This window comes from Schaalia sp. JY-X169, from assembly GCF_014069575.1.
Taxonomy (GTDB): Bacteria; Actinomycetota; Actinomycetes; order Actinomycetales; family Actinomycetaceae; genus Scrofimicrobium.
Window position 1 is genome coordinate 1791475 of record NZ_CP059675.1, and the last position, 15035, is coordinate 1806509.

At 61.7% G+C, this 15035-nt stretch carries 13 protein-coding genes and 3 tRNA genes; 7 read left to right on the forward strand and 9 right to left on the reverse strand.

The genetic code is table 11. The annotated features are described in order from the left end of the window. The first annotated feature begins 116 nt into the window (after positions 1-116). Positions 117-854 carry an IclR family transcriptional regulator gene (locus H2O65_RS07950; protein ID WP_182141193.1) on the forward strand — a complete coding sequence of 246 codons (738 nt, stop codon included), beginning with the start codon at positions 117-119 and terminating at the stop codon, positions 852-854. 130 nt (positions 855-984) lie between these two features. Here the strand turns inward: H2O65_RS07950 and H2O65_RS07955 are convergent, their stop codons facing one another. From H2O65_RS07955 to H2O65_RS07970, 4 genes are all read right to left on the reverse strand, one after another. Next, positions 985-2163 carry a glycosyltransferase family 4 protein gene (locus tag H2O65_RS07955; protein ID WP_182141194.1) on the reverse strand — a complete coding sequence of 393 codons (1179 nt, stop codon included), beginning with the start codon at positions 2161-2163 and terminating at the stop codon, positions 985-987. A gap of 317 nt (positions 2164-2480) precedes the next feature. Beyond that, positions 2481-2553, reverse strand: a tRNA-Glu gene (locus H2O65_RS07960). 43 nt (positions 2554-2596) lie between these two features. Continuing rightward, positions 2597-2669: transfer RNA gene (locus H2O65_RS07965), tRNA-Glu, on the reverse strand. A 38-nt stretch (positions 2670-2707) separates the two neighbouring features. Then, positions 2708-2779: transfer RNA gene (locus H2O65_RS07970), tRNA-Gln, on the reverse strand. 165 nt (positions 2780-2944) lie between these two features. Between H2O65_RS07970 and H2O65_RS07975 the strand changes: the two genes are divergently transcribed. Together H2O65_RS07975 and H2O65_RS07980 are read left to right on the forward strand one after the other, a co-directional pair. Next, the gene (locus H2O65_RS07975; RefSeq protein ID WP_182141195.1) at positions 2945-3220 is read left to right on the forward strand and encodes a type II toxin-antitoxin system Phd/YefM family antitoxin; all 276 of its coding nucleotides are present in this window, start codon (positions 2945-2947) and stop codon (positions 3218-3220) included. Next, positions 3217-3606, forward strand: a complete 390-nt coding sequence (locus tag H2O65_RS07980; RefSeq protein ID WP_182141196.1) for a type II toxin-antitoxin system VapC family toxin — start codon at positions 3217-3219, stop codon at positions 3604-3606. Before H2O65_RS07975 ends, H2O65_RS07980 begins: the two co-directional genes overlap by 4 nt. Before the next feature lie 89 nt (positions 3607-3695). On the opposite strand, the gene gltX is transcribed toward H2O65_RS07980, so the two are convergent. Further along, a complete protein-coding gene (gene gltX / locus H2O65_RS07985) occupies positions 3696-5195 on the reverse strand; it encodes a glutamate--tRNA ligase (protein ID WP_182141197.1) in 1500 nt (499 codons plus the stop codon). Positions 5196-5272: 77 nt separating this feature from the next. Between gltX and H2O65_RS07990 the strand changes: the two genes are divergently transcribed. Next, positions 5273-6454 carry a MalY/PatB family protein gene (locus tag H2O65_RS07990; protein ID WP_182141198.1) on the forward strand — a complete coding sequence of 394 codons (1182 nt, stop codon included), beginning with the start codon at positions 5273-5275 and terminating at the stop codon, positions 6452-6454. A 19-nt stretch (positions 6455-6473) separates the two neighbouring features. Here the strand turns inward: H2O65_RS07990 and H2O65_RS07995 are convergent, their stop codons facing one another. After that, on the reverse strand, positions 6474-7250 hold the full coding sequence (locus H2O65_RS07995) for a fumarylacetoacetate hydrolase family protein (protein ID WP_182141199.1): 777 nt from the start codon (positions 7248-7250) through the stop codon (positions 6474-6476). A gap of 109 nt (positions 7251-7359) precedes the next feature. On the opposite strand from H2O65_RS07995, the gene H2O65_RS08000 reads away from it, so the two are divergent. Further along, the gene (locus H2O65_RS08000) at positions 7360-10065 is read left to right on the forward strand and encodes a DEAD/DEAH box helicase (RefSeq protein ID WP_398396087.1); all 2706 of its coding nucleotides are present in this window, start codon (positions 7360-7362) and stop codon (positions 10063-10065) included. Between the two features lie 11 nt (positions 10066-10076). On the opposite strand, the gene H2O65_RS08005 is transcribed toward H2O65_RS08000, so the two are convergent. The 3 genes from H2O65_RS08005 to H2O65_RS08015 are packed head-to-tail and all read right to left on the reverse strand — an operon-like array spanning position 10077 to position 11834. After that, complete coding sequence (locus H2O65_RS08005; protein WP_182141200.1) at positions 10077-10466, reverse strand: type II toxin-antitoxin system VapC family toxin; 390 nt, start codon at positions 10464-10466, stop codon at positions 10077-10079. Next, entirely contained in the window at positions 10463-10723 is a 261-nt protein-coding gene (locus H2O65_RS08010) for a type II toxin-antitoxin system VapB family antitoxin (protein WP_182141201.1), read from the reverse strand. Before H2O65_RS08010 ends, H2O65_RS08005 begins: the two co-directional genes overlap by 4 nt. A gap of 46 nt (positions 10724-10769) precedes the next feature. Next, entirely contained in the window at positions 10770-11834 is a 1065-nt protein-coding gene (locus H2O65_RS08015; RefSeq protein ID WP_182141202.1) for a biotin/lipoate A/B protein ligase family protein, read from the reverse strand. A 172-nt stretch (positions 11835-12006) separates the two neighbouring features. On the opposite strand from H2O65_RS08015, the gene ilvD reads away from it, so the two are divergent. Next, on the forward strand, positions 12007-13884 hold the full coding sequence (gene ilvD / locus H2O65_RS08020; RefSeq protein WP_182141203.1) for a dihydroxy-acid dehydratase: 1878 nt from the start codon (positions 12007-12009) through the stop codon (positions 13882-13884). Positions 13885-13973: 89 nt separating this feature from the next. Then, the gene (locus tag H2O65_RS08025; protein WP_182141204.1) at positions 13974-15011 is read left to right on the forward strand and encodes an LCP family protein; all 1038 of its coding nucleotides are present in this window, start codon (positions 13974-13976) and stop codon (positions 15009-15011) included. The last annotated feature ends 24 nt before the right edge of the window (positions 15012-15035 follow it).

The window sequence follows — 15035 nt, forward strand, 5'->3', positions numbered from 1 at the left end:
TTCTTGCACTTCAACTGCCAGCTGGTGACGGCTGTACCTCCTGTTCACAAAAGTTTGCGGCCCGTTCACGCTGTGTCGATTTGGCATCTCACAGATTGGGATGACAGTATTCATCCATGGACGAGACTAGCGATTCCAGCGGCGTTGGTGTACTAGATAAGGCAGCCACGGTTCTGGGAGCCCTTGAAGCGGGCCCCGCAACCCTGGCTCAACTGGTTGCGGCCACAGGGTTGGCAAGACCCACGGCCCACCGTTTGGCGGTGGCACTTGAGCACCACCGGTTCGTAACCCGGGATATGCAGGGACGGTTCGTGCTTGGACCCCGCTTGCAAGAGCTGGCTTCGGCAGCCGGTGAAGACCGCCTGATTTCATCATCCTTGCCGATCCTGGTGGCGCTTCGCGACCACACGAAAGAGTCCGCCCAGCTGTTCCGCTGGCAGGGTGAGTACCGCGTTTGTGTCGCATCGGCAGAACCAACCACCGGGCTTCGTGATTCCATACCCGTTGGTGCAACCCTGTCCCTCAAGGCCGGCTCTGGCGCGCAGGTGCTGCTGGCCTGGGAAGAGCCCGAGAGATTGCACCGTGGCCTCATCGACGCATCGTTTACTGCCACAACCTTGTCGGAGGTGCGCAGGCGCGGGTGGGCACAGTCCGTTGGGGAGCGTGAACCCGGTGTTGCTTCCGTGTCCGCCCCCGTGCGCGGCGTTGATGGGCGCGTCATCGCGGCTTTGTCCGTGTCGGGGCCGATTGAGCGCATGGGGCGTCAGCCGGGACGCCTCTACGGTCCAGCGGTGGTAGCCGCCGCAAACCGCCTCACCGACTTCCTGAGGACGGCTGAGGAGATGGGCCTGTAACGCCTCTCTGCTGCCGGACCCGCCCCCCACTTCGCGAAATGTGTATGCGGGGGCGGAATGTTTGTCGGGGGTACGCACCCCAGGGGCATATTTCGTCCCCACATATACATTTGGGGGCGGCTCATGAGTTTCACATGCGGCTCAGGTGCAGGGCGGCCGCATCCTTATAGGCCCGCTCAATCTGTGGAAGAGCGTTCTTCCACGAGTACGGCATTTCCACCGCCTGGTTGTGGTCCTTGTATCGCGCAACGTCCGCCGGGTCCCGCGCCCACTCCACTAGGACTGCCGCCATCGCGCGATCCGTGGGGACTGCTCGTCCCTCGATTCCGTCGAGGACGGCAGCGCCGAAGCCCGACTGGGACCTGGTGAGGATCGCTAGGCCAGCGGCGCGCGCCTCCAGTCCCGAAATGGAGAAGGCATCCTTGACGCTGGGAGCCAGGTAGATGTCGCTGCGGGAATAGAGTTCGACGAGGGCGTCCTTGCTGAGGCGCCCGGGGAGCTCCACCCAGCCGGACATGCCGCGCCGGTCAAGGTAGGTTTGGGCAGCCTTGAGTCCGGGCCCCTCACCGGCAACAACGACACGCAGCGGACGAGGGCGCTGGCCTGCTCCGTTCAGCCCCAGCTGCTCCCCCACTTCCCGCAGCATGCGCAGCAGGGCGGGCACGCGCTTGCGAAGCGCAAACCGGGTGGCGGTGACGGCAACGAGGCCATCGTGTGGGACAGGCTCAGTCTTCCATCCTGCTGGATCAACAGAATTGTTCTGCACGCGGACACGATCGGGGTTGACGACCTCGCGGACACGGCTTGCTGTCAGCTCTGAGTTTGGGAGCCAGAGGATTGGCGCATCGTAGAGGTCGAGGAGCTTCGCACCGCCCCGGTACAGCGGGACAGTTGGGAACTTGGACCAGATGCAGTGCACGGACGCGACGGTTGGGATGTCGCCATCCTTGAGGGCGGCAAGCACTCCCATCGCCACCGGGGTCAGTTCGCCGAGGTGAACATGGACGGCGTCAGGCTTTTGCGCGCGGATGTACTCGATGAACCGACCTGCGGCGTGCGGGTCAACCGGGGCACCGAAGGGGTTCTGCCACTGTGAGCGCGCAACGGTGTAGAGCTGGGCGCCCTCGGCGTCAAACACAAGCCCATCACCAACGCTGTGGGGCAAGCCCTTGGTTGGATCAGCCATGGCGGCAGTCAGGACGGTGACATCGTGACCGGCGCGAGCCTGTTGGGTGGCGAGGCGGGCAACCTGGGTTTCGATCCCGCCCATGACGGGAGCAAACGTGTCAGAAACGTGGATGATGCGCACCGGATCTCCCATGGTTGAGCAAGCATGTCGGCCGCACTGAGCTTACGGGATCTGGGCTTGCGGTGGTCCCGGCTAAGGTCGCCGCTGCCATCCACCCCAGGGGCAAAGTCGCCGCTGTCGCCCACCCCAGAGGCCAAGGTCGCCGCTGTCGCCCACCCCAGAGCCTAAGGTCGCCGCTGTCGCCCACCCCAGAGCCTAAGGTCGCCGCTGTCGCCTAAGGTCGCCGCTGTTTGCGCGAATTACCGGCGACCTATGCTGACATCGGCGACCTTGGGCATGGGGTCGAAGGGCCGCGCACCCCAAGCAGAGTTGAGAAGTACCCCCAACGGGATTTGAACCCGTGTTACCGCCGTGAGAGGGCGGCGTCCTGGGCCGCTAGACGATGGGGGCCCGACGCTACGATCACCCGGAAAACCGGGCGTCGCCACGCTTGTACTCCCAACGGGATTTGAACCCGTGTTACCGCCGTGAGAGGGCGGCGTCCTAGGCCACTAGACGATGGGAGCCTCTGAAACCATTGGCCACGAAGTGACCACCGGAATCGCTGGGGTACTAGGACTCGAACCTAGACTAAATGAACCAGAATCACTCGTGCTGCCAATTACACCATACCCCAAGGTTTGCTGGCCCTTGTGGGGCCAGCGAAAGAAAAGATTACCGGAGCGAACGCCCATCCCCAAATCATCACGGCCATCTGTGGTGCATGTCGCGGGGACACCCCACAGATACCGTGCCGAGGGACGTCTTGAACGATTCTACTTAGCCCGCCTAGACTAAGGCTATGAGCCAACAAGTCGACAGGGTCACCGCTCCCCGGGCCCGCAGCCAAGTAAACATGCATGAGGCGAAGACGCAGCTCTCAGCGCTCGTGGAGAGAGTTCTTGCCGGGGAGGAAGTGACCATTGCGCGAGCTGGAACGCCTGTTGCTGACCTTGTTCCCCACCGCAAGCGAACAGTCGTCTTCGGCTTGGGCAAGGGTAAGTTCCAGTTTGACGAGGGCGCCTTCGACGGTGCAGATGCTGAGGTCAGAGCCATGTTCTACGGGCAGGGCGCATGATCCTGCTCGACACCCACGCTCTCCTCTGGCTCTACTTGGATTCACCTCGCCTGGGGCGGGAAGCCCGCGAGCTTGTTGCCCGCTCAGATGTGGTTGCCTATTCCTCAGTTTCGGTCGCAGAGATTGTCATCAAACACCTGCTTGGCAGGTTGGAGATGCCCGGAAACGGGGATCTCCCACGGGCTTTAGCGGAATCCGGACTCCTTGAGTTGCCGCTCACCGGCCCCGATGCCCTTGCCATGCTGGATGTGCCAGAGCTTGCCAGGCATGACCCGTTCGACCGTTTCATCTATGCGCAGGCACTCCATGAGAACTGCACGCTCCTGACCGCAGACACCACTCTGCTCTCCCTTGGGAGCAAGTGGGTGAGGGACGCCCGGGTCTGACGACCGCGGGCATTGCCCCAGCAGCCAGTGGCGGGGCACGTGCGAACGTTGGTGCGGCAGCGACCTGTCGCGCCCCACGCGGCGGGCCGCTACTTGAAGTTTTTCAAGCGCGTCAGCGACGCATCCTTCCCAAGGATCTCCATCGACTCAAACAGCGGCGGTGAAACCCGACGCCCCGTCAGCGCCACCCGCGGGGGCGTAAACGCGAAGCGCGGCTTCAACTCCAACCCCTCGATCAGCGCAACATTCAGCGCATCGTGGATCCGCTCAGCCGTGAACTCCTCAGCCGGGATCACCTCAAGAGCAGCGACCGCCGCGGCCAAAACGGCCTCGGTGTCACCCTTCAACTGCTTGCGCGCATCGTCCTCGACCACAATCTGCTCATCCAGTGTGAAGAGGAAGCCCAGCATCCCCACGGCCTCGGACAGCACCTGCACGCGGGTCTGCACAAGCGGCGCCGCCTTGGTCAAAATCTCACGTTCCCGCGGCAACAGGTCCTCAAACCGGTCAGCGGACACCAACGACTGCGAGTGCAGGAACGGCACAACCCGCGCCGCGAAATCGTCCTCGGACAACATGCGAATGTGGGTAGCGTTGATGGCCGTGCACTTCTTCTGGTCAAAGCGCGCCGGGTTCGGGTTCACGTCGGCGACGTCGAACGCAGCCACCATCTCTTCCATGGAGAAGATGTCCTCATCAGGGCTGATTGACCAGCCGAGCAGCGCCAAGTAGTTGAGCAGTCCCTCCGCGATCATCCCGTTTTCACGGTGCAGCAGCAGGTTGGACTCCGGGTCACGCTTGGAGAGTTTCTTGTTCCCCTCCCCCATCACGTAGGGCAGGTGACCGTACAGGGGAATCTCATCCGCCACACCGATTTCGACGAGGGCGCGCATGAGGACGACCTGGCGCGGCGTCGAAGACAGCAGGTCCTCCCCCCGCAGCACGTGGGTGATCTTCATGAGCGCGTCGTCCACCGGGTTGACCAGCGTGTAAAGCGGATCCCCGTTGGCGCGGACAATGACGTAGTCCGGCACCGAGCCGGCCTTGAACGTCACTTCGCCGCGGATCAGGTCGTCGAACGAGATGTCCTCGTCCGGCATGCGCATGCGGATCACGGGCTCACGACCTTCGGCGCGGAATGCCGCCTTCTGTTCGTCGGTGAGGTCGCGGTCGAACCCGTCGTATCCCAGCTTCGGGTTACGCCCGGCAGCCCGGTGGCGCTCTTCGACCTCGTCGGGGGTGGAGAAGGATTCGTAGGCATACCCGCCCTCGAGCAACTTCGCCGCCACCTCCTTGTAAAGGTCCATGCGCTCCGACTGGCGGTAGGGGCCGTGGGGGCCGCCGACGCCAACGCCCTCGTCCCAATCCAAGCCCAGCCAGCGCATTGACTCAATGATCTGGTCGAAGGATTCCTGGGAGTCCCGCTGCGCGTCAGTGTCTTCAATGCGGAAGACAAAAGTACCGCCGGTGTGGCGCGCGTAGGCCCAGTTGAAGAGGGCGGTGCGAACCATACCGACGTGCGGGGTTCCGGTCGGAGAGGGGCAGAAGCGGACGCGGACCTGGGATCCGTCAACAGGCGATGTAGTCATGATGAACCAGCTTACCGCCCGCGCAGAAGGTGGAAGAATGGGGGCGGACCAACCCCCTAGTGAAGTAGGTGCGAAGAATGACCCTGTGGACTCCGACCGAGGCCGAACTCTACGAAACCGGCACCCAAAAGTGGTCGGGCGTGAAGACGACCGATGGTGAGTCAACCCTTGGAGCATGGGTAGCGGAGATGGATTTCGGCACCTCCCCCGCCGTGAAGGCACGCCTCCAAAAGGCTGTTGAGCAGGGGTTTCTTGGCTACCCTCCGGCCTGGGCGGGCGAGGCCGTCAAGGAGGCGCTGGTTGAGCTTGAAGACCGCCGCTACGGTTGGGCCATCAAGCCGGGGTGGGTCACCCTGGCCCCGTCGATCCTCGCCTCCCTGCGCGTCACCATCGACGCCCTTACCCGGCCCGGTTCCGCGGTGATCGTTCCCACTCCGGCCTACATGCCCTTCCTCACCATCCCTGCCGAGCACGGCCGCGACGTCATCGAGATTCCTTCCCTCCACCATGCTGAATCGGACGAGGACGAGGACGCCTGGGCGCTCAACCTGATCGCCATTGAGGAAGCCCTGCAAAACGGCGCGGGCCTGGTCGTTCTGTGTAATCCGTGGAACCCGACCGGGCGCAGTCTCACCGTGGCTGAACTGCAGGCTTTGCACGCCGTGGTCGGCAAGTACGACGCCCTGGTCTTTGCGGATGAGGTGCACGCCCCGCTCGTCCTCGGCGATCCCGGCAGTTTCGTTTCTTACGCCTCGCTTGGCCCCGACTACGCGGCACACACCGTCACCGCCGTTGCGGCCTCGAAGGCGTGGAACGTGGCGGGCCTCAACTGCGCCCAGGTGATCCTGCCCGATGCCGCGTTGCGGCAGAAGTACGAGGACGCCCCAAAGTCACGATTCGGCTACCCGGCAGCACTTGGCCAGTTGGCTACGGTCCCGGCCTACCTGGAGTCGGACGAGTGGCTGGTAGAAGCAATCGCCCAGATCAACGCCAACTTGGACCTACTCGGCGAGGCGCTGCAGGGCACAGACGTCGACTACCACCGCCCTGAAGCCACCTACCTGACCTGGTTGGGATTCGACGCCTATCCGGAGCTTGAGGACCCGGCCGTGACGCTTCGTGAGGAGTACCGAGTGGGCGTCAATGACGGCGCGACCCTGGGCCGGGGCTACGAGCGCTGGATCCGCGTCAACGCCGCCATGTCGCCCGAACCGTGGAAGAAGGTCGTGGCAGCGATCGCGGACCTGGCCCGGCGGTAGTGGGCGGGGAGGGCCTGGCCTAGCGGCGCACCACCGGGTTCGACAGCGTGCCGATGCCCTCAATGGTGATGTCGACCCGGTCGCCCGGGTGGATCGGCGCCACTCCGGCGGGAGTGCCGGTGAGGATGACGTCGCCCGGCAAAAGCGTGAACGTCTGGGACGCGGCAACCACCAGTTCCCGCACCCCAACAATCATCGACGAGGTCGAATCATCCTGACGCACCTGGCCGTCAACCGTGGTGGTGAGGCGCAGGTTGTCAACATCGAGGTCGGGGTCAACAACCACCCACGGCCCCAGCGGGCAGGCAGTGTCAAACCCTTTCGCCCTCGTCCACTGGCCGTCCAGTTTCTGCTTGTCCCGCGCCGAAACGTCATTGCCAATGGTGTAACCAAAAACGACGTCGTCAACCGCGTCAAGGGTGAGGTCCTTCGCGACGGTCTTGATGATGACGGCCAACTCGCCCTCGGGTTCAACATGGTTTGACCACGAAGGCAGAACAATCGGGTCATCCGGGCCGATCACGGAGGTGTTCGGTTTGATGAAAAACACCGGTTCAGCGGGAATCTCAGACCCCATCTCAGCAACGTGAGCCGCGTAGTTGCGCCCAACTCCCACAACTTTCGAGCGGGGAATGACGGGTGACAACAACCGCACCTCATCCAGTTCGAAAACCTCACCACTTAGCTCAATCTTGGAGAACAGCGGGTCCCCCCGCAGCACAAAGATCCTTGTGGAATCATCTTTGAGGAAGCCATATTTGGGTGAGGAACCATCGGAGAATCGCACGATACGCATGCAACGATCCTAGCTGCGCACCGCTGACCTGGCAGCTCCAAATCCGTTCCTTTCGCCCGCGGCGCACATCCGGCGCGACTCACCAGAGCAGACGTGGGATGATCAACAGATGGTGCCAGGATCGCTAAACAAAGTACTCGATGAACTCGACGACACGGAGCAGGCCGACAACATTGACGCCCTCTACGAAACCTTTGCGGATTGGGCTGAAGAGTCGGGTCGCCCCCTCTACCCCCACCAAGAGGATGCGCTCTTGGAGTTGCTGGACGGCAACCACGTCATCGCCCAAACCCCCACGGGCAGTGGAAAGTCGCTGATTGCGCTGGCCGCCCACTTCATCTCCCTGGCGCGCGGGGGCCGCTCGTACTACACCGCCCCCCTGAAGGCGCTGGTGTCTGAAAAGTTCTTTGACCTTGTCGATGCTTTCGGCGCCGCCAACGTGGGGATGGTGACCGGCGATGTTGCCCTCAACCCGAAGGCACCCATCATCTGTTGCACCGCTGAAATCCTTGCCAACCAATCTTTGCGCGAGGGCGCAGACCTCGACACCGACATGGTGATCATGGATGAGTTCCACTTCTACGGCGACCCGCAACGCGGCTGGGCATGGCAGGTGCCTCTGCTGGAACTGCCCAGCCCGCAGTTCGTCTTCCTCTCAGCCACCCTGGGCGACACCGCTGAAATCGCGGCGGAGCTCAAGGAACGCACCGGACGTGACACATCCCTGATCTCTGACGCCGTTCGCCCTGTTCCTCTGGAGTTTGAGTACCTTGTTGACGACCTTGACCCCATCGTCCAACGCCTCATCAAAGAGGACCGCGCCCCCGTCTACATTGTCCACTTCACCCAAAATGATGCGGTGAAGACGGCCGTTACCCTGGGAAAAACGCTCGACGTGCCCAAGGAGACGAGGGCGGAAATCCAGGACGCCCTGCGAGGTGTCGAACTGTCACGAGGTTTCGGCAAAACACTGCGGGAACTGCTCCTTAAGGGTGTCGCCGTCCACCACGCCGGCATGCTCCCCCGCTACCGCCGCCTAGTTGAACGCCTGGCCCAGCGCGGCCTCCTCCAGGTGATTTGTGGGACCGACACCCTCGGCGTCGGCATCAACGTGCCGATCCGCACCGTCCTGTTCACGTCTCTAGTCAAGTACGACGGCTCCCGCACCCGCCACCTCTCGGCCCGCGAGTTCCACCAGATTGCCGGACGCGCTGGCCGCCCCGGGTTTGACACTATTGGTTACGTCAAGGCCATTGCAGCTCCGGCCGAGGTCGAAGCCCTGGCCCGACGCGCCCGCATGTCCGCGGCTCAGGAGGCCGGGGACCGCAAGAAGCAGAAGAAGATGGCGAAGAAGGGCGCCTCCCCTAAGAAGCAGGGGGAACTGTCCTGGACCAAAGCGACTTTCGAGCGCCTCACCGCTGCCCAACCCGAGATCCTCCGCCCTCGTTTTCACACCAGCCACGCAGCCTTCCTCAACGTCTTGGAGGGTCCGGGTGACCCGGAGGAACGCATCCTTCGCTTGGCGCGTGAGGCCTCCGATTCCCAGCGCCTCCCCGCAGGCGAGGCCGAGTCGAACCGTTTCCTTCGCGAGTTCGGCGACATTTACAAGTCGCTGCTCCAGGCCGGTTTGATCGAGCGCGTCCCCCTGAAGGAGCGGGCGGGCACGGCGATCCGGGTTGTTGGCGACCTCCCGGACGACTTCGCCCTCAACCAGCCGCTGGCCCCGTTTGCACTGGCGGCGCTAGATCTGCTTGATGAAGAATCGCCCTCATTCGCCATGGACGTCATTTCTGTCATTGAGGCCGTCATGGAGGATCCCCGGCAGATCCTCTACGCCCAACAACGCATGGCGAAGGACCGTGCTTTCCAGACCATGAAGGCCGAAGGGATGGAGTACGAGGAGCGGCGCGACGCTCTAGCGCTGATCTCCTGGCCCAAGCCCCTGGAAGAGCTGCTGGTCCCCATGTTCGCGACTTTCGCGCAGACCAACCCGTGGGTGAAGGGGTACGAACCGTCGCCGAAACGCGTGGTTCGGGAGATGGTCGAGGACGGGTTGACGTTCTCGCTACTGGTGCAACGCTACGACCTCAACAATGCTGAGGGCGTGGTGCTGCGCTACCTGTCCGACGTCTACAAAGCCCTGCGCCAGGTGTTGCCCGCCCACTATCAGATCGACGAGGTCGAGGCCGTCATCGAGTGGATGGGTGACATGCTCGGGTCAGTTGATACGTCGCTGCTTGCTGAATGGCAGCAGATGATGGAAGCCCGCGCCTCCGGCGGGGAACTTACGTCACTGACCCGCCAGGATGCCGAGGCCGAAGGTGCTGAACGTGCTTTTGGAGCCGACGAGGACGGACGGATCCTCTTTGGCTCCAACCGTCACGCCCTGCGCGTTGCGGTCCGCAACGAGATGTTCAAGCGCGTCGAGCTTCTGTCTCGTGACAACTGCATGCGCCTTGCTGCGCTTGAACCAGAAGGGTCGCCGTGGGACCAGCAGCGCTGGGAGGCAGCACTGGACCCCTACTGGGATGAGTTTGAGTGGATGCGCATCGACCAGGTGGCGCGCGCCTCCGAGTTTTTCGACCTCACCGAAGCACCCGAGGGCGCCGAGGTCCTCGAAGCCTTCGGTGTCGACAACATCGAGGACGTGCCAGTGACATCTGCCGGAGATCGCAACTGGTGGGTGTCCCGACAAATCATTGCTGATCCCGATGACACGGGGGCATGGCGACTGACCTGCGTGCTCGATGTCCCAGCAACTCTCGACTCTAACCAAGTGGTCCTGAGGACGGCCGCCTTCGGGGCCCTCAACTAGGGGCCCCGGGCCTATCGGAGTGCGGGGAGGACATCGGTGTGTGAGAAGTCGTCCCCAACAAACAAAAGTTCCTGCCCCGTGATCCACGCAAGCGCATATGAATAAGTGTCCCCCAAGTTGAGCCCTGCTCGATGCCCGCTTCCCCGCCCGTATTGCACGTATGCGGATGATGCGATCTTCGCTTGAGCATGGTCAAAGGGCTCCACGGTAGCACCCAGATCGTCAAGGAGCCGCCTGGCAGCAATCGTGTGATCCCGCGAACGACTTAGGACTGCGAACAGCTCTACGTACGTTGCAGCAGAGATCCTCAAGTCTGAGGTGCTTGCCAACGCTTCAGCGATTCGCTCAGATTCATCTTCAGAGCGAAGTACCGCGATGATGGCTGAGGTATCGATGATCACACTGGCAACCCTTCAGAATCGTAGAGGGCCTCTTGAGCCTCCTGAAGGGCATGAGCTTCCTCATCCGAGAATGCAGCTGCGAACCTTGCGAGCGCAGCTCTGACTTCAGCTCGACGGTCAAGATTGGGATCTGCGCCCAGCTCCCTGAGGCGTCGTTCCACAGCGTCATCGACCGCAGCAGTTTGGCTTGCCCCTGTGAGTTCAGCGAGGCGGCGAACCTTCGCATGCGTCTCCTGATTCTTGATGTTCAGACTCATGAACATATTCTACCCTCCACAAGAACACCTTTCTACCATTCCTGCATCAGGGCACCCGGTGCACCCACTCTTCAGTCGCAAACTTGGTGCGTACCCGCTCTTCCGCCTTCTCTAGGTCTGCCTCAGTGATCCGCCCCGGCACCGCCCCGTAGGTTTTAGCGAACTCATCGATGAAAACCTCAATGATCTCCCCGCGCGGCAACCCGGTCTGGCTGGCCATGGGGTCGACCCGCTTGATCGCGGACCGCAACCCCTTATCCCGCACCTTCTCTTTACCGATCCGCAGGCATTCCAGCATCTTCACAGCATCTATGTCGTAGGCCATAGTGACGTGGTGCAGCATGTATCCGTTGGCATACCGCTTCTGCGCTGCCCCACCGATCTTCCCGTAGGCGGACGCGATGTCGTTGAGCGGCACGTAGTACGCTTCCACCCCCACCCGCTCCAGAGCCTTCAACACCCACTGGTCCAAGAACTTGTAGGAATCCTCAAATGACATTCCGTCCACCAGGGACGTGGGAATCACCAGTGAGTAGGTGATGCAGTTCCCCGGCTCCATGAACATGGCACCGCCCCCCGACACCCGCCGCGACACGGTGATGCCGTGCTTGGCGACACCCTGTGGGTCAATCTCATTCTCATAGCTCTGGAATGAGCCAATGACGATCTGCGGCGCATCCCATTCCCAAATCCGCATGAATGGTTTCCGCCTTCCAGCGGCCACATCTTCCACCAGCGTCTCATCCATCGCAACATTTACAACAGGGTTCACAGATGGCCCGTGAATCACCTCAAAGTCCAGGTCATCCCAGTCCACGGCTGCCCCCAGCGCACGCCTAATCGCAACCCCGATGCCATGCGGGCTGACCCCGAACAAGACGTCGTCTGGCCGCAACTGCGCTTCAATGCGCGCGGCGATACTGCTTGCCGAAGACGAAGTCGGCACACCTTCAACCACGTCCTGGAGGCGAAAGATGACGTCTTCAGGTTCAGCAAAGAAGTCACCCGAGATCTTCACATCCACCGCGCGCTTCACACCATCATCATCAACCCCCTCTTCAAGGTCGACGACTACCAGCTTCCCACCGGGCTCTTTGTATTCTCCGTGCATGCCCCCAGTCTAAAAGGGGGTTCCGACATCTCGCGCTCCTAAAGAGTTGGCCGCGTGATGAACGGATCAGTTTCTCTTCACCCAGGCCGCCTAAGCTGGTGCAACACCAGTTGCGGTCAACAGCGTTGGATAAGAGGAACAGGTAGGCCGCTCGGACTCCCAGGAGGAACTCATGCCACGGCCTCTCCGTTCTGCAACTTCCACAGCCGGCCGCAACATGGCTGGCGCTCGCGCCCTGTGGCGTGCAACGGGTATGGGTGATGATGACTTTGGTAAGCCGATCATCGCTGTCGTCAACTCCTTCACCGAGTTCGTTCCAGGTCACGTTCACCTGCGCAACATGGGCAAACTTGTTGCGGATTCGATTGTCGAGGCCGGGGGCGTTGCCAAAGAGTTCAACACGATTGCTGTTGATGACGGTATCGCTATGGGTCATGAGGGGATGCTTTATTCCCTCCCTTCCCGCGAACTAATTGCCGACTCTGTGGAGTACATGGTGCAGGCTCATTGCGCGGACGCCATGGTGTGTATTTCCAACTGTGACAAGATCACCCCGGGGATGCTGCTTGCAGCCATGCGCCTCAACATTCCCGTGGTCTTTGTTTCGGGCGGCCCCATGGAGGCGGGCAAGAATATCCCCGCCGATTCCATCATCGGCGATTCCACCATGGGTCACGGCAACCTCATCACCGTCATGAACGCGACTGCCGACGACTCGATCAGTGACGACGAACTACTGCGCCTAGAGAAGCTGGCCTGCCCGACCTGCGGGTCCTGCTCCGGCATGTTCACCGCTAACTCGATGAACTGCCTTACCGAAGCCTTGGGCCTGTCCCTACCCGGTAACGGTTCGACTCTTGCCACCCACGTTGCACGCAAAGCCCTGTTTGAAGAGGCCGGGCAAATCATCGTCAACCTGTGCCAGCGCTACTACAACGAGGACGATGACTCCGTTCTGCCCCGCAACATCGCCACAAAGGAGGCCTTCGAGAACGCGATGGCCCTGGACATGGCGATGGGTGGCTCCACCAACACCGTCCTTCACATCCTGGCGGTGGCGCGCGAGGGCGGGATCGACTTCGACCTCGCTGACATCGGCCGCATCGGTGCCAAGGTCCCAACCCTGTCGAAGGTGGCGCCGAACCACAACGACTACCACATGGAGGACGTGCACCGCGCCGGTGGCATTCCAGCCCTCCTCGGGGAACTTGACCGTGGCGGTATGTTGAACCACGACGTCCATTCCATACATTCGCCCGACCTTGAGTCTTGGCTGGAAGCCTGGGATATTCGCGGTGGGAAGACCAGCCAGAAGGCCATCGACCTTTTCAGCGCCGCACCCGGCAACAAGCGCACGACCGAGGCGTTCTCAACCAACAACCGCTGGGCCGAACTTGATCGGGATGCCGCGGGTGGGTGTATTCACGACGTTGAGAACGCATACGTCAAGTCGGGCGGTCTCACCGTCCTTTACGGCAACCTCGCTCCCGAGGGCGCGATCGTGAAGTCAGCCGGCATTGACCCCTCACTGTTCCGGTTCGAAGGAAACGCCCTCGTCGTTGAATCTCAGGACGAAGCAATTGAAAAGATCCTCGACAAGACAGTCAAGGAAGGCGATGTCGTGGTGATCCGCTACGAGGGCCCTTCGGGTGGTCCCGGCATGCAGGAAATGCTCTACCCCACCTCGTTCATCAAGGGTCGCGGTTTGGGCACCAAGTGCGCCCTCATCACAGACGGACGTTTCTCCGGCGGCACTTCCGGAATCTCAGTTGGCCACGTCTCGCCCGAGGCCGCGGCGGGCGGCCTCATCGGCCTCGTCGAAACCGGGGACCGCATCCTCATTGATGTCAATGAGGCGAAGCTGGAGTTGCTTGTTGACCCGGCCGAACTGGAAGAACGGCGCATCCACCAGGAAGAGAGGGAACACCCCTGGACACCCGAGGACCGCGAACGTCACATCTCCCCGGCCCTGAAGCTGTACGGCATGACAGCGCTGTCAGCATCTCAGGGCGCCGCGCGTGATGTCTCACTAGTTGCGCGAATCCACTGACAGCTCCCCACAGTGCGTTGGTAGAGTCCTAGAGGGCGTGAATAACACCCTGGTTAAACCTGTCCGATTAGCATTGCAGGAAGCGAAACATGAGCCAGCAAACCCCGAGGATCCGGACGCGCAAACCCGCCCCCACCGCCAGAACAAAAATGACCACGGGCGGCAAAATCGGGTTGACCCTCCTTGCTGTTCTGGTCGCAGCGGCTGTGGCTGTGGCCGCAGTACTCGGCTGGTTCGTGACTCGCGTTTCGACCTCTTACGAAGGAAATACTGAGACACTGACGGAGGCCTTCCCCGAGGAAGAAACCCGTCCCGCAGAGCGCCAGGACAACGCTCAGAACATCCTGCTTCTCGGGTCAGATACACGAGGCGCTATCGACGAGGGCACGTTGGACGGACCACAGGATAGCCGCTCTGACACCATGATGGTCATGCACCTGCCCGCGGATCGTGACGGCATCTACTTCACATCCATCATGCGCGACTCTTGGGTTGATATCCCAGGGTTTGGGGAGGCAAAGATCAACGCAGCCATGGCATACGGGGGCCTTCCTCTTACCGTTCAGGTCGTTGAAGGTCTGATTGGTACGCGTATCGATGAGGTCGTTGTCATTGATTTTGAGGGTTTCAAGGATCTCACCAACGCCCTCGGCGGCGTTACTGTAACGAACACGGTTGCTTTCGAAGCAAACGGTCACAACTTCCCAGCAGGCGACATCAAACTGAACGGCGAAGAGGCTCTTGACTTCGTTCGCGCGCGCAAGAACTTCGCCGACGGGGACTACCAGCGTGTTCGCAACCAGCAGGCCTACATGAAGGCTGTCGTCAAGCAGATGATCTCGAGCGAGACTCTCACGAACCCAACCCGTCTGATCGCAATGGTTGACGCGATTTCCCCCTACCTGGCTGTTACCGAGGGCGTCACAACCGAGTACATTGTGCAGACGGCCGCCAGCCTGCGGAACGTGCGCACGTCCGACCTCTACTTCATGACTGCACCGACCACCGGGGTTGGCACCTCGGCCGACGGTCAGTCCATCATTCTGCTGGACCCGGAGGGCATGGCACAGTTGCGTGAGGCATTTGAGACGGATACTCTCGCCGAGTACTACGCAGCCCACAATTAGAGCGGCCCCACCCAAAACAACCTA